The organism is Streptomyces sp. NPDC101166, from assembly GCF_044768125.1.
Taxonomy (GTDB): domain Bacteria; phylum Actinomycetota; class Actinomycetes; order Streptomycetales; family Streptomycetaceae; genus Streptomyces.
Genome location: NZ_JBIWPF010000014.1, coordinates 211,227 through 232,755 on the forward strand (window position 1 = coordinate 211,227; position 21,529 = coordinate 232,755).

Genomic DNA, 21,529 nt, shown 5'->3' on the forward strand with positions numbered 1-21,529 from the left:
CGGCCGACAGCCCGCGCCCGCCGCCGGCGGACCGCCTACAGATCACCGACAGAGCTCAGCCGACTCGACAGCCGGCACAGCTCAGTGGACCGAGTGCTGCTCCGTCGGGAACGTCCCGGCGACGACCTCGTCCGCGAACGCCCTGGCCGCCCCGCTCATGACCTCCCGGAGGTTCGCGTACTGCTTGACGAACTTCGGGACCCGCCCGCCGGTCAGGCCCAGCATGTCCGTCCAGACGAGGACCTGCGCGTCCGTCTCGGCGCCGGCCCCGATGCCGACCGTCGGGATGTGCAGCACGCGCGTCACCTCGGCGGCCAGCTCCGCCGGAACGAGCTCCAGCACGACCGCGAACGCCCCCGCGTCCTGCACGGCCTTGGCGTCACGCAGCAGCTGCGCGGCCGCCTCCTCGCCGCGCCCCTGGACGCGGTAGCCCATGGCGTTCACGGACTGCGGGGTCAGACCGATGTGGGCCATGACCGGGATGCCGGACTCCACCAGCAGCTCGATCTGCCGGTGCGAGCGCTCGCCGCCCTCCAGCTTCACGGCCCCGACCCCGGCCTCCTTGACCAGACGGGTCGCCGAGCGCAGCGCCTGCACCGGGCCCTCCTGGTAGGACCCGAAGGGCAGGTCGCCGACGATGAGGGCACGCCGGGTGCCGCGTACGACGGCCGCCGACAGCATGGTCATCTCGTCGAGGGTGACGGGGACGGTCGTGTCGTACCCCAGGTGACAGTTGCCCGCCGAGTCGCCGACGAGCATCACGGGGATGCCGGCCTCGTCGAACACCGACGCGGTCATCGCGTCGTAGGCGGTCAGCATGGGCCATTTCTCGCCGCGCTCCTTGGCGGCGGCGATGTCGCGGACGGTGATGCGGCGCGTGCCCTTGCCCCCGTACAGCGCGGTGCTGCCGTCGGAGGGAGTCGACTTCGCAGTCTGGGCAGCCGAAAGCTGCGTCATTGCAACGGCTCCTAACGTCATCTCGAGGCGCCCTCACGGCGTCCCCGGACCACTGCCCATGGTGGCACCTCGCCCCGGGGAGAGCCAGACCGGCTCCTGTGGGTAAGACCTCAGTAAGAGAATTCCGATACGAGACGGTCTCGTATCGGAATACCTCTAGCCTCGACCGCATGACTACTCCCGCCGCTTCCACCGGGCCGGCAGCCTCGCGCATACCCGAAGAGGTCCACAGACGCCGCTGGGCGATCCTCGCCGTGCTGATGTTGAGCCTGCTGATCGTCGTCCTCGACAACTCGATCCTCAACGTCGCGATCAAGACCATCTCCACCCCCGCGCCGACCGGTCTGGGAGCCACCCAGAGCGAGCTCGAGTGGGCGATCAACTCCTACACGCTCGTCTTCGCGGGACTGCTGTTCTCCGCCGGTCTGCTCGGCGACCGCGTGGGCCGCAAGAAGGTGCTGCTCGGCGGCCTCGCGGTGTTCGGCATCGGCTCCGCGCTCGCCGCCGAGTCCGGCTCGCCCGCCCAGCTCATCGCCTTCCGCGCGGTGATGGCCCTGGGCGCCGCCTTCGTGATGCCGGCCACCCTGGCCGTCCTGATGAACGTCTTCGAGCGGGAGGAGCAGCCCAAGGCGATCGGCCTGTGGGCCGGCGGGGTCGGTCTCGCCATCGCCACCGGCCCCATCACCGGCGGTCTGCTCCTCGACCACTTCTGGTGGGGCTCGGTCTTCCTGATCAACGTGCCGATCGTGATCCTCGCCATCGCGCTGATGCTGTGGCTGGTGCCCGACTCCCGCGACCCGAACCCCGGCCGGATCGACCCCGTCGGCGTCGTCCTGTCCGTCGTCGGCCTGGTCCTGCTCGTCTACGGCATCATCAAGGGCGGCGAGCTCGCCGACTTCTCCGACCCGACCGTGCTGTCGACGATCGGCGCCGGACTCCTCGTCCTCGTCGCGTTCGTCCTCTTCGAGAAGCGCAGCGACCATCCCTCCATCGACGTCACCTACTTCAAGAACAAGGTGTTCTCGGCCGCGATCAGCGTCATCGCGCTGGTCTTCTTCGCGCTGATGGGCGTGACGTTCTTCGCCGTCTTCTACACCCAGAGCGTGCGCGGCTACTCGCCGCTGCAGACCGGTGCGCTGATGCTGCCGCTGGCCGCCGCCCAGATGATCTTCGCGCCGCGGGCCCGGCTGGTCGTCGACCGCTTCGGCATCAAGGTCACCACCACGACCGCCATGCTCGTCATCGCCGCGACCCTGGTGGCGTTCGCCACGCTCGACGAGGACACCCCGATCTGGATCCTCGAGGTCGTCTTCTTCTTCATGGGCGCAGGAATGGCCCACATCATGACTCCCACCAGCGTCGTCATCATGCAGGCACTGCCCCGCGAGAAGGCCGGCTCCGCCTCCGCGCTCAGCAACACCTTCCGCCAGGTCGGCGGCGCGCTCGGCATCGCCGTCCTCGGCTCCGTGCTGTCGACCACGTACCGCACCGGCATCGAGGACCGGCTCGGCGCGCTCCCGGCCGGGCTGCGCGACACGGCGGGGGAGTCCATCGAGGCGACCCTCGGCGTCGCGGCCAGGCTCGGCGACCAGGGCAAGGCGCTGGTCGGCCCTGCCGACGCCGCGTTCCTGCACGCGATGCACGTCACCGCGCTGTGGGGGGCCGGCGTGGCGGTGGTGGGCGCCGTGGTCGTCGGGATGTGCCTGCCCGGCAAGCCGAAGGCGCCCCAGGAGGCGGAGAAGGACGAGGACTTGGTGCGGGCCGAGTCGTAGGTCCGGCCGGCGGCGTCCCCTGAGCGACAATCTCCCCAGTGTTCCCGGTACGACGAAGGGACGGACACACGTGAGCCTCGCCGACAGCGACACCGGTGTGGAGCAGCCCGCCCGCGGGCGACCCCGCAGCGAGGCGGTGGAACGGGCCATCATCGAGGGGACGATGAGACTGCTGGAGGAGGGGGTTCCGCTCGGTGAGGTGTCCATCGAGCGGATCGCCCGCACCGCCGGCGTCGGCAAGGCGACCATCTACCGCCGCTGGAGCGGCAAGGCGGAACTCTTCGTCGACGTGTTGCGGGCCGTCGAACCCGAGGACCTCGCCCTGCCCGGCACCTCCCTGCGCGACGACCTGGTCGCGCTGCTGGAGTCGATGCGCCGGCGCGGACTGGCCAACCGGTCCTCCGCGCTGCTGCACAACGTCCTCGCCCAGATGAAGAGCAGCCCCAGCCTGTGGGCGGAGTACCACAGCACGGTCGTCGCGCCGCGCCGCAGGCTCGGCCTCGAAGTCCTGCGCCGGGGCCGGGAGAACGGCGACCTGCGCTCCGACATCGACCTGGAGCTGATGTACGACATCGTCATCGGCCCCATGCTGGTACGCACCGTGCTGCACCCCGACGCCGACCTCGCCGACGGCCTCGCGGAGCGGATGGTCGACGCCGTGCTGGCCGGCCTACAGGACGTCAGTTCAGCGCGGACCGGGCCCTGATGTGAGTGTTTCGTCACAGACCTGTCCCCGGCTCCGACGACCGGAACCCGACGCACCGCCCCCTTCGTCATCGCCGCCGTACGGCCGTCACGGACGGCAGGACCAAGGCCCGACATCCCCTAGGGTCGTACCCGGGGGACGGACGGTGCACGGCAGGCAGTGAGGCGACGGTATGGCGCGGCAGGCGTACATGACGGAGACGGAGAACGGCGGCTCGGGGCCCGAGCGCCGAGGAGCCCGGTTCCGGCGCCTGTTCGGCCGGCTGGCCGCCCGGATGCCGGACGGCTGGCGCGGCGACCCGAGGATCTGGCGGCGCGGCCTCGTCGTCGCCGTCCTCGCCCTGCTGCTCGCCGCGGTGATGGTGGTGCACTCCCGCATCCCCAACCGCTTCGGCAACCTCGGCAGCCTCACCGAGACGTTCCTGCCCTGGCTCGGCGTCTTCATCCCGCTGCTGCTGGTGCTCGCGCTGGTGCGCAGGTCGGCGACGGCGCTGATCGCGGTGGTGGTCCCCGCCGTCGTGTGGACGAATCTCTTCGGCGGGCTGTTCACCGACAAGACGGCCCCCGGCGGCGACCTCACGGTGGCCACCCACAACGTCAACGCCGACAATCCCGACCCGGCCGGCACCGCCCGCGACGTCGCCGCCTCCGGCGCTGACGTGGTGGCCCTGGAGGAGCTGACCGCCTCGGCGGCGCCCGTCTACGAGAAGGCGCTGGCGGGGACCTACCGGTACCACTCGGTGCAGGGCACGGTCGGCCTGTGGAGCAAGTACCCGATGAGCCAGGTCGCGGACGTCGACATCAAGCTGGGCTGGGTGCGGGCGATGCGGGCCACCGTGACGACCTCCGAAGGGCCGGTCGGGTTCTACGTCGCCCACCTGCCGTCCGTACGCGTCAAGCTCCAGGCCGGGTTCACCGCCCGTCAGCGGGACACGAGCGCGGACGCGCTGGGCGAGGCGATCGCCGCCGACCCGCTCAGCCGGAAGATCCTGCTCGGGGACCTCAACGGCACCATGAACGACCGTTCGCTGAACGCCGTCACCTCCCAGATGCGTTCGGCGCAGGGCGCGGCCGGCAGCGGCTTCGGCTTCAGCTGGCCGGCGTCGTTCCCCATGGCGCGCATCGACCAGATCATGGTCACCGGCGTGGAGCCGGTCACCTCCTGGACGCTGCCGCAGACGGGCAGCGACCATCTGCCGGTGGCGGCACGTGTGAACGTCACCACACCGTGAGCGGCTGAACTGCCGGAATAGCGGGCCGGGCGGGGTTTGTTCCGTAGTTGAACATACGATGGTCGCAACCCCCTCCCGGAAAGGAACAGGCCCCTCTATGCCCTTGGCGCTGCTCGCCCTGGCCGTAGGTGCCTTCGGCATCGGCACCACCGAGTTCGTGATGATGGGCCTGCTGCCCGACGTCGCGGACGACCTGAACATCTCGATCCCGACCGCCGGACACCTGGTCTCCGCGTACGCCCTCGGCGTCGTCGTCGGCGCCCCGCTGCTGGCCGCGGCGACCTCCCGGATGTCCCGCCGCACGGTCCTGATGTCCCTGATGGGGCTGTTCGTCGTGGGCAACGCGCTGTCGGCGCTCGCCCCCGACCACCACTGGCTGCTGGCGGCCCGGCTGCTCAGCGGACTTCCGCACGGCGCGTTCTTCGGCGTCGGCGCCGTCGTCGCCACCGGCATGGTCGCCCCCGAGCGCAAGGCGCGCTCCGTGTCCCTGATGTTCCTCGGCCTGACCGTCGCCAACGTCGCGGGCGTCCCCGTCGCCACCCTCATGGGCCAGCACCTCGGCTGGCGGGCCACGTTCCTCGGCGTGAGCGCGATCGGCCTGGTCGCGATAGCCGCCCTGGCGCTGCTCATCCCGCACGACCACCAGCACGCTGCCTCCGGCGCCGGACTGCGCGGCGAACTCGCCGCCCTGCGCTCGCTGCCGGTGTGGCTCGCACTCGGCACGACCGTCGCCGGCTTCGGCGCGCTGTTCTCCGCCTACAGCTACATCACCCCGATGCTGACCGAATCCGCCGGGTTCGCCGAGTCGGACGTGACGCTGCTGCTCGCGCTGTTCGGCGTCGGCGCGACGGCCGGCAACCTGCTGGGCGGACGCCTCGCCGACCACCATCTGCGCGGCACCCTGTTCGGGGGACTCGGCTCGCTCGTCGTCGTGCTGTCGCTGTTCCCGCTGCTGATGTCGGCGGGGTGGAGCGCGGCGCTGGGCGTGATCCTGCTGGGCGTGGCCGCCTTCGCGACCGGCTCGCCGCTGCAGCTGATGGTGATGGAGAAGGCCGCCTCGGCCCCCTCCCTCGCCTCCTCCGCCAACCAGGCGGCCTTCAACCTCGCCAACGCCGGCGGCGCCTGGATCGGCGGCCTCGCCCTGGCGGCCGGCCTCGGCGCCACGTCCCCCGCGGTGGCGGGCGCGGCTCTGGCCGTCCTCGGCCTCGCGGTCGCCGCGACGGCCTGGACGGTCGACCGCCGCAGGACCTCGGCCCCGTCCCCGGCCCGCATCGTCGCGAAGTCCGCGGCCCGACGCGAGGAAGCCCTGCACCACTGACCCGCCCGCGCGCGGCGCAGCCGCCGCGCGCGGAAGGACCCCGGAGCTTCAACTCCGGGGTCCTTTTCGGTTCCGGCCCGCCTGCCGGGCCGGCCGGTGGGCCGTCAGCGGCGGCGGAAGGACGGCACGTAGCCCCGTGCGGGCGTGCCCACGCCGGTGACGTCGTCGTAGCCCCGGACCGCCGACAGCGAACTGTCCTCACCGAGGCTGCGCACGGACGTGACCAGACCCTCCGCCCCGTCGAAGCCGTTCACGTAGTCGACGCGGGCCACCGCGAGCCCCGCCGCACCCGTCGGCCGGTCGGTCACGTCGTGGTACGCCGCCGAGCCGTACCGGGCGTAGATCGCCGGGTTGGCGAAGCCGATCGCCCCGCCCCGCGCCTGCTGTGCTGTTGGCCGTGGCGAACGTCTTCGGCACCACGCGCGATGTCGGCGAGGGTAGTTGTCGACGACCTTCCCGAGCGGGGTCGAGCAGATCGTCGTCTTGACATGCTCCTCGCCTTGAGGGGCGAGGATTCTGGCCTTCTCGACGGGTTGCCGTGCCGCTAGGCGGCACGGTGGGCGGTCGGGATTCCGTGGCTTCCTGTTTCTTCGCGCTGTGCCGGGATCGCTCCCGGTCTTACCGGCGCTCCGCAGGCCGATTCCGCCAGTCCGGCGGCCGTCTCGATGTTGATCGCGGCGTTGTGGTCCCGGTCGTGGACGGTGCCGCAGGCGGGGCAGGTCCATTCCCGTACGTTGAGGGGTTTGGGCCCGGATATGGCGCCGCAGGTGGAGCAGGTCTGGGAGGTCGGCGTGAACCGGCCGATCTTGACCAGGGTACGCCCGTACCGTTGCGCCTTGTACTCCAGCATGCTGACAAACTGTGCCCATCCGGCGTCGTGCACGGACTTGGCCAGTCTGGTGCGGGCCAGTCCCGTTACCGACAGGTCCTCCACGGCGATCCCTTGGTTGTCGGCGATCAGCCTGGTGGAGAGGCGGTGGTGGAACTCGCGGCGCGCGTCGGCGACCTTGGCGTGGGCGCGGGCGACTTTCAGGCGGGCTTTGGCCCGGTTCTTCGATCCCTTCTGCTTGCGGGACAGCTCCCGCTGGGCCTTCTTCAGTTTCTTCTCCGCGCGCCGCAGGAAGCGCGGGGAGTCGATCTTCGTGCCGTCGGAGAGGACAGCGAAGTGGGTCAGGCCGAGATCGATGCCGACGGTGCGGTCGGTCTGCGGCATGCGGGCGGCGTCGGCGGCGGGATCGGTGTCGATGACGAACGAGGCGAAGTACCTGCCGGCCGCGTCCTTGATCACCGTGACGGAGGTCGGAGTGGCTGGCAGGGTGCGGGACCATTTCACCTTCACCGCGCCGATCTTCGGCAGGTGCAGACGGTGGCTGTCGGTGATGTCCCAGCGGGCGTTGGCCGTGAACCGGACCGACTGCCGCGCGTCCTTGCGGGACTTGAACCGCGGTGCCCGAAGTTTCGGTCCCTTGCGGGTGCCCTTGAGGGAGGCGAAGAAGTTGCGGTACGCGCTCTCGGCGTCCCGCAGGGACTGCTGGAGCACCACCGCGGACACCTCACCCAGCCACACCCGCTCGGCGGTCCGCTTCGCCTCGGTGATCAGCTTCCGGGACAACTGGCTGACCGTCGGGAACGGCTGCCCAGCCCGACGGGCGTCCTCACGGGCGCGCACCGCGTCGTTGAACACGACCCGGGCGCACCCGAACGCCTTCGCCAACGCCGTGCGCTGACCGGCATCCGGGTAGAGCCTGTACGCGTACCGGAGTTGCATGACGGTCACTCTAGAAAGCCCGAACACCCACTGTCTTTGGGAACATGTGCGCGAGATATCACCGGCCCTCCCGCTGCTGCCCGGCTCCGCCGGAACAGCACCACGACGCTCCGCGTCGCCACGACGAGATGCGCTTTGTTCCCGGCCGACGGACTCCGGGGGGAACCCGTAAAACCGGTTCCTCGCGCTGGCCGCCGCGATCCGGCGCAACGGCGCGATCGGACGAACCGCTCTACGGTCACTGATCGCGTACAATCACCGACCCTTGGCATAGATCATCCAGAGGGTTCGTGCCTGGGAGCCAGGTGCCTAGTGGGCCTTCGCTCCGCGCTCCTTGAGGAGATCCGCCATCAACCGGATCTCCGACTCCTGCGCCTCGACCATCCCCTGCGCCAGGCGCTTCTCCACGGGGACCTCGCACCGCGAGACGCATCCCTCGGCCATGTGGACGCCGCCCCGGTGGTGGGCCGTCATGAGCTGGAGGTAGTAGACCTCCGCCCGGCGGCCGTCGAGCGTGCCGAGCTTCTTCATCTCGGCGTCGGTGGCCATGCCCGGCATCAGGGCGCCGTCCTCGCCGCCGGCCATGCCCTTCATGCCCATCCACGCCATCGGTCCGTCCGACGACACCTTCGGCAGCTCCCACAGATCCAGCCAGCCCAGCAGCATCCCGCGCTGGTTGGCCTGGGTCTGGGCGATGTCGTAGGCGAGCCGTCGGATCTCCTCGTCCTTCGTGCGGTCGCGCACGACGTACGACATCTCGACGGCCTGCTGGTGGTGCACCGCCATGTCCCGGGCGAACCCGGCGTCGGCCGAGGCGGCGGACGGGACCTCGGGGCCGTTGTCCCCGGCCGCCGAGTAAGTGATCGCACCGGCCGCGACCAGCACCCCCGCCACGGCCACGGCGACTGACGCGTACCTCACTGCGACAGACCGCCCGTGCACGCCGCGCCCGGCTCGGGCGTCTGCTTGCCCTGCACGAACTTCTCGAAGAACGCGGCCAGCTTCGGGTCGCTCGCCCCCGTCACCGTCCGCTGGTGCCCCCACGCGCTCAGCATGATCGGGTCGGCCTGCCCCTTGACCGGGCTCATCAGGGTGTACGGCGTCTTCTTCACCTTCGCCGCCAGCGCGTCCACCTCGGCCTTGGGGACCTTGTCGGTGTACGTGACCCAGACCGCGCCGTGCTCCAGCGAGTGCACGGCGTTCATGTCGTTCAGCGCCTCGGTGTAGACGTCGCCGTTGCAGTTCATCCACGCCCGGTCGTGGTCGCCGCCGACGGGAGGCTCGGTCGGGTACTTCACCTTCTTGGTGACGTGGGTGCGGCCGAGCGTCCCCTTCCACGTCTTCACGCCGTCGGCGCCGGCGACGAACTTGCCCGTCGCCTTGGCGTCGGCGGCGGCCGTCTCACCGTCGTCCGACTGCGACCGCACGAGGACGACGGTACCGGCGACGAGCGCGGCGACCGCGACGACGCTCGCGGTGACGATCAGGACCCGGTTGCGGCGCTCCCGGGACTGCTCGGCGCGCCGCATCTCCTCTATGCGCGCCTTGCGCGCGGCGTTGTTGCTCTTGCTGGCGGAACCCATGGGGCAGTCCTTCGGGGGCTCAAGGGGACGGAGGGGCCGGGCGGGGCGGTGCGGGGAATGCCGAATGATCGTAAGGGCCCCCGTGCGGATTCAGTAGGCCGCGCTCGGTCGACGACGCTCCGGAGCCTCTCCGTCGAGGATAATTTGAAGCGCAGATGCGCATTATCTACTCTTCATCTCATGCGGCTCTTGCGATCCACCGACCTGGCGCTGCGCGTGCTCATGCGGCTCGCGGTGGCCGAGGAGACCTCCCCGACCACCCGTGAGGTGGCCGCCGCGATGGAGGTCCCGTACACCCACGCGGCCAAGGTCGTGGCCGAACTCCAGCACATGGGCCTGCTGGAGGCCCGCCGCGGCCGGGGCGGCGGCCTGTCCCTCACCGAGCGGGGCCGCACCGCGTCCGTCGGCGCGGTGGTCCGCGCCTTCGAGGGGGACGGCGACGTCGTCGACTGCGAGGGCGGCGCCACCCCCTGCCCCCTCAGCCCCGCCTGCCACCTCCGAGGCGCCCTGCGCCGGGCCCAGGAGGCCTTCTTCGCGTCCCTGGACCCGCTGACGATCGCGGAGATGGTCAGAACCCCGACGGGCCCCCTTCTCCTCACCATCGGCCGCGGGCCCGGCGACTGAGCCTTCCCCCAGGCGGGGAGGGGATCAGTCGCCGGGCCCGCGGCCGGAGAACGGAGGACGAGGCTCAGGCCGCCGCCAGCCAGAGGTCCGGGCCGAAGACCTCGTAGTGGATGTTCGCCGGGGACACGCCCTTGGCGATCAGCTGGGCGCGGACGGCGCGCATGAAGGGCAGTGGGCCGCACAGGTACGCGTGCGTGGCGGGTGCGTCCGGGACGTCCGTGAGGTCGGCCAGACCGCTGTGGGCGTCCCCGGGGGCGTCCTGCTCGTAGAAGAAGCGGACCGACGCCTGCGGGAGCTTCGCCGCGCAGGCCTCATGGTCGGCGCGCAGGGCGTGGGCGGCGGGGGAGCGGTCGGCGTGCACGACGGTGACGGGGGCGCCGTGGCCCTCCTCGGCGAGGTGGGCCAGCATCGCGACCATCGGGGTCACGCCGATGCCGGCCGAGGCCAGCAGCAGCGGCGCGTCGCCGGCGCCGAGGACCAGGTCGCCGTACGGCTCGGAGAGTTCCACGACATCGCCCTCGCGCACACGCGCGTGGAGGTGCCCCGAGACCTCGCCCGCCGGCCCCGCCGCGTCCTCGGGCACCCGCTTGACGCTGATCTGGCGTACGGCCGCCCCCGGCGCCCCGGACAGGCTGTACTGGCGGATCTGCCGCGCGCCGTCGGGGAGTTCGACGCGGACGGAGACGTACTGCCCGGCGCTGAAGTCGCGTACCGGCCCGCCGTCGGCCGGCCGCAGCCGGAAGGTGACCACGTCGGCGGTCTCGACGACCCGCTCCACGACCTGCCAGGGGCGCCACACCGCGCCCCCGCTCTCCTCGTACAGCCGCTTCTCGATCGCGATCAGCGCGTTCGCCATCAGCCAGTAGACCTCGTCCCACGCGGCCGCCACCTCGGGGGTGACCGCCTCGCCGAGCACCTCGACGATCGCGGCGAAGAGGTGCTCGTGGACCACCTCGTACTGCTCGGGCGCGACGCCCAGTGAGGCGTGCTTGTGGGCGATGCGGGTGAGCATCGCGTCCGGGCGGGTGTCCGGGTGTTCGACGAGGTGGGTGGCGAAGGCGGCGATGGAGCCGGCCAGCGCCCGGCGCTGGGTGCCGGCGGCCTGGTTGCCGCGGTTGAACAGGTCGCGCAGCAGTGCGGGGTGGGCGGCGAACAGACGGGCGTAGAAGCGCTCGGTGATCTCGCCGATGGCCGCGCCGACCACGGGGAGCGTGGCACGGACGGTGGCTGCGGACGGTTCGGACAGCATGAGGCCTCCTCGGGGCTCTCCCGCCGGCGTCCTGTTCGACGCCCGGCGGGAGCAAGATATTAAAAGTTGCATGTGAGATGCAAATTAAAGAGGCGGGAGGGGACGCGGGGGGCCGGGCATTACGGATGTCGGTCCGAGCAGGCAAGATGGGCGGCAGGGCAGTACGCCCGCCGTGCGGGCGGTGCGTCTCGCCGCACCGGCGCGACACCCGCCGTGCGCGGGGCGTTCAGGCCGGGGTCGCCGCGTCGATCATGGTCCGCAACGCGTACGAAACGCATGTGTGGTGGGATGCTCAGGTGCCCGACCGCCCTCCCGCGGGACCGGGACAGGCGGCCTGACCAGCAAGGATGGGGAAGCGGAAGATGGACAAGCAGCAGGAGTTCGTGCTCCGGACCTTGGAGGAGCGCGACATCCGGTTCGTACGCCTGTGGTTCACGGACGTGCTGGGCTTCCTCAAGTCCGTCGCCGTGGCCCCGGCCGAACTCGAGCAGGCGTTCGACGAGGGCATCGGATTCGACGGTTCCGCCATCGAGGGCTTCGCCCGGGTCTACGAGTCCGACATGATCGCCAAGCCGGACCCCTCCACCTTCCAGGTCCTGCCCTGGCGCGCCGAGGCCCCCGGCACCGCCCGCATGTTCTGCGACATCCTCATGCCGGACGGCTCGCCCTCCTTCGCCGACCCGCGCTACGTCCTCAAGCGCGCCCTCGCCCGCACCTCCGACCTGGGCTTCACCTTCTACACCCACCCCGAGATCGAGTTCTTCCTGCTGAAGGACCGCCCCCTCGACGGCAGCCGCCCCACCCCCGCCGACAACTCCGGCTACTTCGACCACACCCCGCAGAACATCGGCATGGACTTCCGCCGCCAGGCCATCACCATGCTGGAGTCGATGGGCATCTCCGTCGAGTTCTCCCACCACGAGGGCGCCCCCGGCCAGCAGGAGATCGACCTGCGCTACGCCGACGCGCTCTCCACCGCCGACAACATCATGACGTTCCGCCTGGTCATGAAGCAGGTGGCACTGGAGCAGGGCGTCCAGGCCACGTTCATGCCCAAGCCGTTCTCCGAGCACCCCGGCAGCGGCATGCACACGCACCTGTCGCTGTTCGAGGGCGACCGCAACGCGTTCTACGAGTCCGGCGCGGAGTACCAGCTCTCCAAGGTCGGCCGCTCCTTCATCGCCGGCCTGCTCAAGCACGCGGCGGAGATCTCCGCGGTCACCAACCAGTGGGTCAACTCCTACAAGCGCATCTGGGGCGGCGCGGAGCGCACGGCGGGCGCCGGCGGCGAGGCCCCCTCCTACATCTGCTGGGGCCACAACAACCGCTCCGCGCTGGTCCGCGTCCCGATGTACAAGCCCGGCAAGACCGGCTCGGCACGGATCGAGGTCCGCTCCCTCGACTCCGGCGCCAACCCCTACCTCGCCTACGCGATGCTCCTCGCCGCCGGCCTCAAGGGCGTCGAGGAGGGCTATGAGCTCCCGCCGGGCGCCGAGGACGACGTCTGGGCCCTCTCCGACGCCGAACGCCGCGCGATGGGCATCGAGCCGCTCCCCCAGAACCTGGGCGAGGCCCTGACCCTGATGGAACGCAGCGACCTCGTCGCCGAAACCCTCGGCGAACACGTCTTCGACTTCTTCCTGCGCAACAAGCGCCAGGAGTGGGAGGAGTACCGCTCCGAGGTCACCGCGTTCGAGCTGCGGAAGAACCTGCCGGTGCTGTAAGCGCGGGTCGGGGCGGGCGCACCGCCGAAAGCAGGGATGGGGCCGACGATCGTGGACCGTCGGCCCCATCGCGCTTCCCTCGGTCGGCCGGGGCCACGCCGGGCTTGCCGACCACCGCGGACCGGCCCACCTGCGGATCTGAGTACCGGTACTCATGTCCGGCCGACCCGGGAGAGGAAGCATCGGGTCATGCCCTTACGGAAGCCCGCCGCCTCGGCCGCCGCCGTCCTCCTTCTCGCCGGTTGCGGGAAGAGCGCGGACGACCTGTTCTCCAACCTCAACGTCACGCAGTCGTCGAGCTCTCCCGACGCCGGGCCGGGGCCCGATACGCCGCCGAACCACGCCGACAACACCCGGGCCCGGCGGCACGGCGTGATGGACCCGCAGGACGAGAGCCGCGCCGGGAAGACGGCGGTCGACGTCGGACGAGCCCTCGGTGAACTGCGTCGACGCGGCAGCATCGATCCCGCAGAGGTGCTGCCCGTGCTCACACGGGAGGCAGCCCCCTTCCGTGTCACCGTCGCGCACCTGTCGGTCGGCACCGGGGCGAAAGCGGTCGAAGGCAGTGCCTACGGCGTCTGGATCGGCGATACCGCCTGTGTCACCGGAGCCGTCACCGAAGACCGGGTGTGGACCGCCGTCGACGGTCACCACCCCGAGTCCGGTTGCATGCCTCCGGCTTCCACTCACTGAGCCGTCATCGGCCTTCCAGGGGCGCCCGGGCGAGGCCCGGGGCCTGAGAAGAGCGGCCTGCCGCCCGAGAAGAGCGAGGAATCCCGCCATCCGGTACGAACGACATCTCAAAGGCGCCCTGATCGTCACCGCCGCCACCGCGGTCTGCCACACCGTCATGTCCGAGGGGTACGAGTGGGCCGGCGACGAAGCGGCCGCGAGCGGGGACACGGTGGGCTCCGGCGCCTTCGAGTTCCTGCTCACCACGGCCGCTTCCTGGGCCCTGATGCCCCTTCTGCTGTGGGCCGGCATGAGGATGACGGGGGAGTCCGGCGCCGTGCTGACGGTCGTCGGCGGACTGGTCTGGGCAGGCGTCAGCGGGTACTTCATCGACGATCTCGACCGCGCGGGAGGGCACATGCCGATCGTGGCACTCGCCGCGTACGTCCTTCTCGGCACGGGGCTGGCGGGGGCCGGCCCCGGCCGCCGCGACTGAGCCCCCCGCCGCGGCCGGCGGCATCCGGCGACTGCCGGTCGCGGGTGGTCAGGCCTCCCGGGCCAGGTTCGCCAGGACCTCGTGGAGCGGCTCCTTCGCCCGGCGGCGGTACTCCTGGATCGACCAGCCGTTGCCGTCCGGGTCGGTGAAGTACATGAACGTCGCGCCGTCGGCGTCGGAGTAGCGGACCGGTTCGGAGACGTCCAGCCCGCGTGCGACGAGCTCCGCGCGGGCGGCCTCGATGTCGGCCACGCACAGCTGGAGCCCCTGGTAGGAGCCGGGCGCCGGGCGCGGGCCCTTCGTCATCTCCCAGATGCTGTCGCCCAGCGCGATCGAACAACCCGAGCCGGGCGGGGTCAGCTGGACGATCCGCATGCCCGGCATGACCTCCTGGTCGATGTCGACGTGGAACCCGGCCTTGTCACGGTAGAAGTCCCGGGCCCGGTCGATGTCGCTGACGGGCAACGGGACGACTTCCAAGGTGTAGTGCATCGCTGTTCCCTTCCCCTGTTGCGGACCGCTGCCTGCGGCTCTCCACACCGAAGCGGAAAACCCGCCGCCGCGCCACCGCGCGGGACCGTCCCGCGGCCGGATTCGGCCGCTCGTCCCGGCGCTCGGGCCCGGGTCTGCGGTTAGGCTCGGTGAGTACGACCTTGATCGGACTCAGGAGGCCGGGATGACGGGGCCGGGACGCAGGAGCAGTACCTTCACTCGGCTGCTGCGGCACGGTTTCACCGACCCCTCCGCCGCCGAACGTCTCCTCGACGGCGGCGAGCTCTCCGCGGTGCGCAACGACCCCGTCCTGCTGGAGGCCCTCGGCCGGACCGCCGACCCCGACCTCGCGCTGCACGGACTCGTACGGCTCCTCGAGGCGCAGCCCGGGGCGACCGCACGGCGGGAACTGCTCGACACCGTGATCGCAGCCAAGCCGCTGCGGGACCGGCTGCTCGGGGTGCTCGGCGCGTCCGCCGCGCTCGCCGACCACCTCGCCCGGCACCCGCGGGACTGGGAGGCCCTCGTCACCTACGAGCCACGCGACCTCCACCCCGGGGTGGAGGAGTTCGAACGCGGGCTCGCCGAGGCGGACGACCCCGTCTCGCTGCGCGTCGCCTACCGGCGGTGCCTGCTGTCCATCGCCGCGCGGGACGTGTGCGGGACCACCGACGTCGCCGAGACCGCCGCCGAGCTGGCGGACCTCGCCACCGCCACCCTGCGCGCCGCCCTCGCGCTGGCCCGCGCCGCCGCGCCCGACGACGCGGCGCTGTGCCGGCTCGCCGTCATCGCGATGGGCAAGTGCGGCGGGCACGAGCTCAACTACGTCTCCGACGTCGACGTCATCTTCGTCGGCGAGGCCGTCGAGGGCGCCGACGAGGGCAAGGCGCTGCGGGCCGCCACCAAGCTCGCCTCGCACATGATGCGGATCTGCTCCGAGACCACCGTGGAAGGCTCGATCTGGCCCGTCGACGCCAACCTGCGGCCCGAGGGCCGCAACGGACCGCTGGTGCGCACCCTGAGCAGCCACCTCGCCTACTACCAGCGCTGGGCCAAGACCTGGGAGTTCCAGGCCCTGCTCAAGGCGCGGCCGGTGGCCGGGGACCTCGGGCTCGGCGAGGAGTACGTCGCCGCCGTCGGGCCGATGGTGTGGCAGGCCGCCGAGCGCGACAACTTCGTCGCCGACGTGCAGAAGATGCGGCGCCGGGTCGTCGAGAACATTCCCGCCGCCGAGGTCGAGCGCGAGCTGAAACTCGGGCCGGGCGGCCTGCGGGACGTCGAGTTCGCCGTCCAGCTGCTCCAGCTGGTGCACGGGCGCACGGACGTCTCCCTGCGCAGCGGCACGACCCTGAACGCGCTGCAGGCGCTCGCCGCCGGCGGGTACGTGGGGCGGACGGACGCCGTGCAACTCGACGACGCCTACCGGTTCCTGCGGTCCATGGAGCACCGGATCCAGCTCTACCGGCTGCGGCGCACCCATCTCGTCCCCGCGGACGAGAGCGACCAGCGGCGGCTCGGACGGTCCTTGGGGCTGCGCTCCGACCCCGTCGGCGAGCTCAACCGAGAGTGGAAGCGGCACGCCGCCGTGGTGCGGCGGCTGCACGAGAAGCTGTTCTACCGGCCGTTGCTCGACGCCGTCGCCCAACTCGGGCCCGGCGAGGCCAGGTTGAGCACGGTCGCGGCCCGGGAGCGGCTCGTCGCGCTCGGTTACGCCGACCCCGCGGCCGCGCTGCGGCACCTGGAGGCGCTGGCCTCCGGGGTGTCGCGCAAGGCCGCCATCCAGCGGACGCTGCTGCCGGTGCTGCTCGGCTGGTTCGCCGACTCGGCCGACCCCGACGCCGGGCTGCTGAACTTCCGCAAGGTGTCCGACGCGCTCGGCAAGACCCCCTGGTACCTGCGACTCCTGCGCGACGAGGGCGCCGCCGCCGAGAACCTCGCCCGGGTGCTGTCCGCCGGGCGGCTCGCCCCCGACCTGCTGATGCGCGCCCCCGAAGCGGTCGCGCTGCTCGGTGACGGCGACGGCGGGGGCCTGGAACCGCGCGGGCGCAGGGCGCTGGAGCAGGAGATACTCGCCGCCGTCGGCCGCGCGGACGGCGCGGTCCAGGCCGTCACCGCCGCGCGCGGCGTCCGGCGGCGCGAGCTGTTCCGTACGGCCGCCGCGGACATCGTCGGCTCCTACGGCACCGAGTCCCAGCCCGCCGAGGCCGACCAGGGCGCCCTGGTGGACCTCGTCGGCGGGGCGGTGTCCGACCTCACCGCGGCGACCCTCGCCGGCACGCTGCGCGCGGTCGTGCGCGCGGGCTGGGGGGACACCCTGCCCACCCGGTTCGCGATCATCGGCATGGGCCGGTTCGGCGGGCACGAGCTGGGCTACGGCTCGGACGCCGACGTCGTCTTCGTCCACGAGGCGCGGGAGGGTGTCGGGGAGGAGGAGGCCGCGCGGGCCGCCGCGGCCGTCGTGGCGGAGATGCGGCGGCTGCTGCAGCTCCCGAGTGCGGATCCGCCGTTGCTGGTCGACGCGGATCTGCGGCCCGAGGGGAAGTCGGGGCCGCTGGTGCGGACCCTGAAGTCGTACGAGGCGTACTACCGGCGGTGGTCGCTGGTGTGGGAGTCGCAGGCGCTGCTGCGGGCGGAACCGGTCGCCGGGGACGAGGAGCTGGCCGGGCGGTTCATGGAGCTGGTCGATCCGCTGCGGTATCCGCGGGGCGGGCTGGGCGAGGAGGCCGTGCGGGAGATCCGGCGGCTGAAGGCGCGCATGGAGTCGGAGCGGCTGCCGCGGGGCTCCGATCCCAAGCTGCACACCAAGCTGGGGCCCGGGGGGCTGTCCGACGTGGAGTGGACCGTGCAGTTGCTGCAGCTGCGGCACGGGGCCGAGGAGCCGGGGCTGCGGACCACGCGTACACGTGCCGCGCTGGCCGCCGCCCGGGACGCGGGGCTGCTGTCGGAGGAGGACGCGGCGACGCTCGACGAGGCCTGGGTGCTGGCCACCCGGGTGCGCAACGCGGTGATGCTGGTGCGCGGGCGGGCGGGGGACACCTTCCCGTCGGACGCCCGGGAGCTGGGCGCTGTGGGGCGGTATCTGGGGTACGGGCCGGGGCGGGTGGGCGACATGCTGGACGAGTACCGCCGCACGGCCCGGCGGGCCCGGACCGTGGTGGACGAGCTGTTCTACGGCGGGTGACGCGACGCCCCGGGCGCGACGAGGGACCTCAGGTCTCCGGGAGGAGCGTGCCCGGCGCCGTCGTCCTCGGGAGGCGGTGCGGAAGGGTGCCGTACCAGAGGCGGGACAGGGCGTAGCCGAAGGCGAGGCACAGGGCGCCGCCCACCGCGTCCAGCCAGAAGTGGTTGGCGGTGGCGACGATCACCACCAGGGTGAGGGTCGGGTAGAGCAGGCTCAGGACGCGGGCCCAGGGCGTCGCGGCCAGGGCGAAGAGCGTCAGCCCGCACCACAGGGACCAGCCGATGTGCATGGACGGCATCGCGGCGTACTGGTTGGACATGCTCTTCAGGTCGCCGGAGGCCATGGAGCCCCAGGTCCGGTGGACCACCACCGTGTCGATGAAGTGGGCGCCGGTCATCAGACGCGGGGGCGCCAGGGGGTAGAAGTAGTAGCCGGCCAGGGCCACGCCCGTGGTCGCGAAGAGGCCCAGCCGGCAGGCGGCGTAGCGACCGGGGTGGGCGCGGTAGAGCCAGACCAGCACACCGAGGGTGACGACGAAGTGCAGGGTGGCGTAGTAGTAGTTCATCCCGACGATGAGCCAGGTCGCCGAGTTGACGGTGTGGTTGATCGACTGTTCGGCCGCGATGCCGAGCTGGTGCTCGGCCCGCCAGATCCAGTCGGCGTTGCGCAGCGCCTCGGTCCGCTGTTCCGGGACCGCGTTGCGGATCAGGGAGTAGGTCCAGTAACTCAGTGCGATGAGCAGGACCTCGAACCACACCCGGGGCCGGCGGGGAGCGCGCGGCCGCCGCAGGGGGTTCGCGGCCGTGAAAGGGTGTGGAACGGCCTTGTCGTGGCCTTCCGGACATGTCACGGTCGGTTCACCCATGGACACAGAGTCTGCCAGATCGGCGTTATTCCCGAATCGTCCCTCGGTGTCGTCCCACCCGCATGCCGGGGGAGGATTCAGGGGCGGTTGCGGTCTCCGGAGGCGGTGGAGCCGCGCACGACCAGTTCGGGCATGAACACGAACTCGCTGTGCGGCGCGGGTGTGCCGCCGATCTCCTCCAGGAGCGTGCGGACGGCGGCCTGGCCCATCGCGGGGACCGGCTTGCGGATGGTCGTCAGGGGCGGGTCGGTGAAGGCGATCAGCGGGGAGTCGTCGAAACCGACCACGGAGACGTCCTTGGGGACGTCGAGGCCTCGCCTGCGGGCCGCCCTGATCGCGCCCAGGGCCATCATGTCGCTGGCGCAGACCACCGCCGTGCAGGCGCGGTCCAGCAGGGCGGAGGCGGCGGCCTGGCCGCCCTCCAGGGTGTAGAGGGAGTGCTGGACCAGTTCGGACTCGATGGTCTCGGGGCCGAGGCCCAGCTGGTCCTGCACGGCGCGGACGAAGCCCTCGATCTTGCGCTGCACGGGGACGAAGCGCTTCGGGCCGAGGGCGAGGCCGATGCGGGTGTGGCCGAGGGAGACCAGATGGGTGACCGCGAGGGTCATCGCCGCACGGTCGTCGGGGGAGATGAAGGGGGCCTGGACCTTCGGCGAGAACCCGTCGACCAGGACGAAGGGAACGCCCTGTGCGCGCAGTTGTTCGTAGCGCTGCATGTCGGCCGTGGTGTCCGCGTGCAGTCCTGAGACGTAGATGATGCCGGCGACGCCGCGGTCGACCAGCATCTCGGTCAGCTCGTCCTCGGTGGAGCCGCCCGGGGTCTGGGTGGCGAGGACCGGCGTGTAGCCCTGGCGGGTGAGCGCCTGGCCGATGACCTGGGCCAGCGCCGGGAAGATCGGGTTCTCCAGCTCGGGCGTGATGAGGCCGACGAGGCCCGCGCTGCGCTGCCGCAGCCGGACGGGGCGCTCGTAGCCCAGCACGTCGAGGGCGGCGAGCACCGACTCGCGGGTGGTGGCGGCGACGCCGGGCTTGCCGTTGAGCACCCGGCTGACGGTCGCTTCGCTCACCCCCGCCTGCGCTGCGATGTCGGCAAGCCGTGTGGTCACAGGGGTGGACTGTACCCGCCGGGTGACACCCTGCCCACCGGACGGCCGCAGTGGGCGACCGGTCGAACGGCCGGGCCCGGGCTGCTGTGTCATCGCGCTCCCTCATGAAAGTGACGGCAAGGGCTTGCAGAGTCTTGCATGGGCGGCCGTATACCGCTCGACCCTTGTAAACAAGCGTCTCACGTCGGTCGCCGAGAGGTCACACCCGGATAACTTCGAAGACGTCTTGCGCTTTTTTGCTGCAAGGTCTTTCGCAACGCTTACAACGCTGTTACGTTCACGTCGCCCGGCGGCCGCCGCAACGGCGCAGTCGGCAAGTCGGCAAGTCGACAGGTAGGCGGACGGGACCGCCCCCTGCGGCTACTCGGGCCTTCACCCTCAAGGAGAACTCAATGCGGCGTGGCATAGCGGCCAGCGCGCTGGTGGCGTCCCTCGCCCTCGCGGCGACGGCCTGCGGCGGGAGCGACAGCGGCGACTCGGCCGGCGGCCCGGTCACCATCACCTGGTGGGACACCTCCAACGCCACCAACGAGGCGCCGACGTACCAGGCCCTGGTCAAGGAGTTCGAGGCCGCCAACAAGGACATCAAGGTCAAGTACGTCAACGTCCCCTTCGACCAGGCGCAGAACAAGTTCGACACCGCCGCCGGCTCCAAGGGCGCCCCGGACGTGCTGCGCTCCGAGGTCGGCTGGACCCCCGCCTTCGCCAAGAAGGGCTTCTTCCTGCCGCTGGACGGCACCGAGGCCCTCGCCGACCAGGCCAAGTTCAAGCCCAACCTGATCGAGCAGGCCCAGTACGAGGGCAAGACCTACGGCGTGCCGATCGTCACCGACACACTCGCGCTCGTCTACAACAAGCAGCTCTTCGCCAAGGCCGGCCTCGCCGCCGCACCGAAGACCTGGGACGAGCTGAAGACGGCCGCCGCCACGATCAAGGACAAGACCGGCGTCGACGGCTACTGGGGCTCCACCCAGGCCTACTACGCCCAGTCATTCCTCCACGGCGAGGGCACCGACACCGTCGACGCCGACGCCAAGAAGATCACCGTCAACTCGGCGGCGGCGAAGAAGGCGTACGGCACCTGGCTCGGCCTCTTCGACGGCAAGGGCCTGCACAAGGCCGACACCACGGCCGACGCCTACGCCCACATCCAGGACGCCTTCGTCAACGGCAAGGTCGCCGCGATCGTCCAGGGCCCCTGGGAGATCACGAACTTCTACAAGGGCTCGGCGTTCAAGGACAAGGCCAACCTGGGCATCGCCACCGTCCCGGCCGGCTCCACCGGCAAGGCGGGCGCCCCGACCGGCGGCCACAACCTGTCGGTCTACGCCGGCTCCGACGCCGCCCACCAGAAGGCCGCGCTGAAGTTCCTCCAGTTCATGACCTCCGCGAAGTCCCAGGCGACCGTGTCGCAGAAGAACTCCACGCTGCCCACCCGCGACGACGCCTACACCGACCAGGTCAAGGCCGACCCGGGCATCGCCGGCTACGGCGCGGTCCTGTCCGCGGCCCAGCCGCGCCCCGCGCTGCCGGAGTACAGCTCCCTGTGGGGACCGCTCGACAGCGAGCTGCCCAAGATCGCGGGCGGCAAGGAGGGCCTCGACGAGGGCCTCGGCAACGCCGAGACGGCCATCGCCAAGCTGGTGCCCGACTTCGGCAAGTGAGCCCCGCCGCGGGCGCCCTGGACGGCGGCCGCACCACGGGCGGGCCCCGCCCCCCGCCCCCCCGCCGGGGGAGGGGCGGCGGCCGCCGGGCCCCGGCCCCCCGGCCCCCCCCCCGATCCCC

Annotated in this window: 18 protein-coding genes and 1 pseudogene; 10 read left to right on the forward strand and 9 right to left on the reverse strand. The window is 71.6% G+C overall.

From position 1 onward, the window contains the following. Positions 1 to 81 precede the first annotated feature (81 nt). Positions 82 to 957: a 3-methyl-2-oxobutanoate hydroxymethyltransferase gene (gene panB, locus ACIRS4_RS25160; RefSeq protein WP_404200008.1), complete on the reverse strand. Its 876-nt coding sequence runs from the start codon at positions 955 to 957 to the stop codon at positions 82 to 84. A 170-nt stretch (positions 958 to 1,127) separates the two neighbouring features. On the opposite strand from panB, the gene ACIRS4_RS25165 reads away from it, so the two are divergent. The 4 genes from ACIRS4_RS25165 (at position 1,128) to ACIRS4_RS25180 (ending at position 5,984) form a co-directional block, all read left to right on the forward strand. Then, a complete protein-coding gene (locus ACIRS4_RS25165; protein ID WP_404200011.1) occupies positions 1,128 to 2,729 on the forward strand; it encodes an MFS transporter in 1,602 nt (533 codons plus the stop codon). A gap of 70 nt (positions 2,730 to 2,799) precedes the next feature. Then, on the forward strand, positions 2,800 to 3,435 hold the full coding sequence (locus ACIRS4_RS25170; protein ID WP_404200014.1) for a TetR/AcrR family transcriptional regulator: 636 nt from the start codon (positions 2,800 to 2,802) through the stop codon (positions 3,433 to 3,435). Between the two features lie 274 nt (positions 3,436 to 3,709). Then, positions 3,710 to 4,666 carry an endonuclease/exonuclease/phosphatase family protein gene (locus tag ACIRS4_RS25175; RefSeq protein WP_404200138.1) on the forward strand — a complete coding sequence of 319 codons (957 nt, stop codon included), beginning with the start codon at positions 3,710 to 3,712 and terminating at the stop codon, positions 4,664 to 4,666. Between the two features lie 97 nt (positions 4,667 to 4,763). After that, positions 4,764 to 5,984 (forward strand): MFS transporter, encoded by a 1,221-nt coding sequence (locus tag ACIRS4_RS25180; protein ID WP_404200017.1) that lies wholly within the window; start codon positions 4,764 to 4,766, stop codon positions 5,982 to 5,984. Positions 5,985 to 6,088: 104 nt separating this feature from the next. On the opposite strand, the pseudogene ACIRS4_RS25185 reads toward ACIRS4_RS25180, so the two are convergent. The 4 genes and pseudogenes from ACIRS4_RS25185 to ACIRS4_RS25200 form a co-directional block, all read right to left on the reverse strand. Further along, positions 6,089 to 6,373, reverse strand: a pseudogene (locus tag ACIRS4_RS25185) (serine protease); the annotation flags it as partial. A gap of 155 nt (positions 6,374 to 6,528) precedes the next feature. Continuing rightward, the gene (locus ACIRS4_RS25190) at positions 6,529 to 7,752 is read right to left on the reverse strand and encodes an RNA-guided endonuclease InsQ/TnpB family protein (RefSeq protein ID WP_404200020.1); all 1,224 of its coding nucleotides are present in this window, start codon (positions 7,750 to 7,752) and stop codon (positions 6,529 to 6,531) included. Between the two features lie 309 nt (positions 7,753 to 8,061). Continuing rightward, positions 8,062 to 8,673: a DUF305 domain-containing protein gene (locus tag ACIRS4_RS25195; RefSeq protein WP_404200023.1), complete on the reverse strand. Its 612-nt coding sequence runs from the start codon at positions 8,671 to 8,673 to the stop codon at positions 8,062 to 8,064. Beyond that, positions 8,670 to 9,335 carry a DUF3105 domain-containing protein gene (locus tag ACIRS4_RS25200; RefSeq protein ID WP_404200027.1) on the reverse strand — a complete coding sequence of 222 codons (666 nt, stop codon included), beginning with the start codon at positions 9,333 to 9,335 and terminating at the stop codon, positions 8,670 to 8,672. The genes ACIRS4_RS25195 and ACIRS4_RS25200 overlap by 4 nt, the downstream gene beginning before the upstream one ends. 180 nt (positions 9,336 to 9,515) lie before the next feature. On the opposite strand from ACIRS4_RS25200, the gene ACIRS4_RS25205 reads away from it, so the two are divergent. Further along, a complete protein-coding gene (locus ACIRS4_RS25205) occupies positions 9,516 to 9,959 on the forward strand; it encodes an RrF2 family transcriptional regulator (RefSeq protein ID WP_404200030.1) in 444 nt (147 codons plus the stop codon). A 64-nt stretch (positions 9,960 to 10,023) separates the two neighbouring features. Here the strand turns inward: ACIRS4_RS25205 and ACIRS4_RS25210 are convergent, their stop codons facing one another. Beyond that, on the reverse strand, positions 10,024 to 11,208 hold the full coding sequence (locus ACIRS4_RS25210; RefSeq protein WP_404200033.1) for a globin domain-containing protein: 1,185 nt from the start codon (positions 11,206 to 11,208) through the stop codon (positions 10,024 to 10,026). A 362-nt stretch (positions 11,209 to 11,570) separates the two neighbouring features. Between ACIRS4_RS25210 and glnA the strand changes: the two genes are divergently transcribed. The 3 genes from glnA (at position 11,571) to ACIRS4_RS25225 (ending at position 14,100) form a co-directional block, all read left to right on the forward strand. Next, entirely contained in the window at positions 11,571 to 12,932 is a 1,362-nt protein-coding gene (glnA, locus tag ACIRS4_RS25215) for a type I glutamate--ammonia ligase (protein ID WP_130437089.1), read from the forward strand. Positions 12,933 to 13,121: 189 nt separating this feature from the next. Then, complete coding sequence (locus tag ACIRS4_RS25220) at positions 13,122 to 13,625, forward strand: hypothetical protein (RefSeq protein ID WP_404200037.1); 504 nt, start codon at positions 13,122 to 13,124, stop codon at positions 13,623 to 13,625. A 157-nt stretch (positions 13,626 to 13,782) separates the two neighbouring features. Then, complete coding sequence (locus ACIRS4_RS25225) at positions 13,783 to 14,100, forward strand: hypothetical protein (protein ID WP_404200040.1); 318 nt, start codon at positions 13,783 to 13,785, stop codon at positions 14,098 to 14,100. Between the two features lie 48 nt (positions 14,101 to 14,148). Here ACIRS4_RS25225 and ACIRS4_RS25230 read toward each other — a convergent pair whose 3' ends face one another. Continuing rightward, a complete protein-coding gene (locus ACIRS4_RS25230; protein WP_404200043.1) occupies positions 14,149 to 14,592 on the reverse strand; it encodes a VOC family protein in 444 nt (147 codons plus the stop codon). A gap of 184 nt (positions 14,593 to 14,776) precedes the next feature. Between ACIRS4_RS25230 and ACIRS4_RS25235 the strand changes: the two genes are divergently transcribed. Further along, the gene (locus tag ACIRS4_RS25235; RefSeq protein ID WP_404200046.1) at positions 14,777 to 17,773 is read left to right on the forward strand and encodes a bifunctional [glutamine synthetase] adenylyltransferase/[glutamine synthetase]-adenylyl-L-tyrosine phosphorylase; all 2,997 of its coding nucleotides are present in this window, start codon (positions 14,777 to 14,779) and stop codon (positions 17,771 to 17,773) included. A gap of 28 nt (positions 17,774 to 17,801) precedes the next feature. Here the strand turns inward: ACIRS4_RS25235 and ACIRS4_RS25240 are convergent, their stop codons facing one another. Then, a complete protein-coding gene (locus ACIRS4_RS25240) occupies positions 17,802 to 18,638 on the reverse strand; it encodes a phosphatase PAP2 family protein (RefSeq protein WP_404200049.1) in 837 nt (278 codons plus the stop codon). Positions 18,639 to 18,715: 77 nt separating this feature from the next. Beyond that, positions 18,716 to 19,744: a LacI family DNA-binding transcriptional regulator gene (locus ACIRS4_RS25245; protein WP_404200052.1), complete on the reverse strand. Its 1,029-nt coding sequence runs from the start codon at positions 19,742 to 19,744 to the stop codon at positions 18,716 to 18,718. A gap of 392 nt (positions 19,745 to 20,136) precedes the next feature. On the opposite strand from ACIRS4_RS25245, the gene ACIRS4_RS25250 reads away from it, so the two are divergent. Beyond that, positions 20,137 to 21,408, forward strand: coding sequence for an extracellular solute-binding protein (locus tag ACIRS4_RS25250; RefSeq protein WP_404200055.1), 1,272 nt, complete (start codon positions 20,137 to 20,139; stop codon positions 21,406 to 21,408). The last annotated feature ends 121 nt before the right edge of the window (positions 21,409 to 21,529 follow it).

What these genes read in the sequence shown, in the direction of transcription:
- panB (WP_404200008.1), bottom strand. Translation starts at nt 957, where the DNA reads ATGACGCAGCTTTCGGCTGCCCAGACTGCGAAGTCGACTCCCTCCGAC.
- ACIRS4_RS25165 (WP_404200011.1), top strand. Translation starts at nt 1,128, where the DNA reads ATGACTACTCCCGCCGCTTCCACCGGGCCGGCAGCCTCGCGCATACCC.
- ACIRS4_RS25175 (WP_404200138.1), top strand. Translation starts at nt 3,710, where the DNA reads ATGCCGGACGGCTGGCGCGGCGACCCGAGGATCTGGCGGCGCGGCCTC.
- ACIRS4_RS25180 (WP_404200017.1), top strand. Translation starts at nt 4,764, where the DNA reads ATGCCCTTGGCGCTGCTCGCCCTGGCCGTAGGTGCCTTCGGCATCGGC.
- ACIRS4_RS25190 (WP_404200020.1), bottom strand. Translation starts at nt 7,752, where the DNA reads ATGCAACTCCGGTACGCGTACAGGCTCTACCCGGATGCCGGTCAGCGC.
- ACIRS4_RS25200 (WP_404200027.1), bottom strand. Translation starts at nt 9,335, where the DNA reads ATGGGTTCCGCCAGCAAGAGCAACAACGCCGCGCGCAAGGCGCGCATA.
- ACIRS4_RS25205 (WP_404200030.1), top strand. Translation starts at nt 9,516, where the DNA reads ATGCGGCTCTTGCGATCCACCGACCTGGCGCTGCGCGTGCTCATGCGG.
- ACIRS4_RS25210 (WP_404200033.1), bottom strand. Translation starts at nt 11,208, where the DNA reads ATGCTGTCCGAACCGTCCGCAGCCACCGTCCGTGCCACGCTCCCCGTG.
- glnA (WP_130437089.1), top strand. Translation starts at nt 11,571, where the DNA reads ATGGACAAGCAGCAGGAGTTCGTGCTCCGGACCTTGGAGGAGCGCGAC.
- ACIRS4_RS25220 (WP_404200037.1), top strand. Translation starts at nt 13,122, where the DNA reads ATGCCCTTACGGAAGCCCGCCGCCTCGGCCGCCGCCGTCCTCCTTCTC.
- ACIRS4_RS25225 (WP_404200040.1), top strand. Translation starts at nt 13,783, where the DNA reads ATGTCCGAGGGGTACGAGTGGGCCGGCGACGAAGCGGCCGCGAGCGGG.
- ACIRS4_RS25230 (WP_404200043.1), bottom strand. Translation starts at nt 14,592, where the DNA reads ATGCACTACACCTTGGAAGTCGTCCCGTTGCCCGTCAGCGACATCGAC.
- ACIRS4_RS25235 (WP_404200046.1), top strand. Translation starts at nt 14,777, where the DNA reads ATGACGGGGCCGGGACGCAGGAGCAGTACCTTCACTCGGCTGCTGCGG.
- ACIRS4_RS25240 (WP_404200049.1), bottom strand. Translation starts at nt 18,638, where the DNA reads ATGGGTGAACCGACCGTGACATGTCCGGAAGGCCACGACAAGGCCGTT.
- ACIRS4_RS25250 (WP_404200055.1), top strand. Translation starts at nt 20,137, where the DNA reads ATGCGGCGTGGCATAGCGGCCAGCGCGCTGGTGGCGTCCCTCGCCCTC.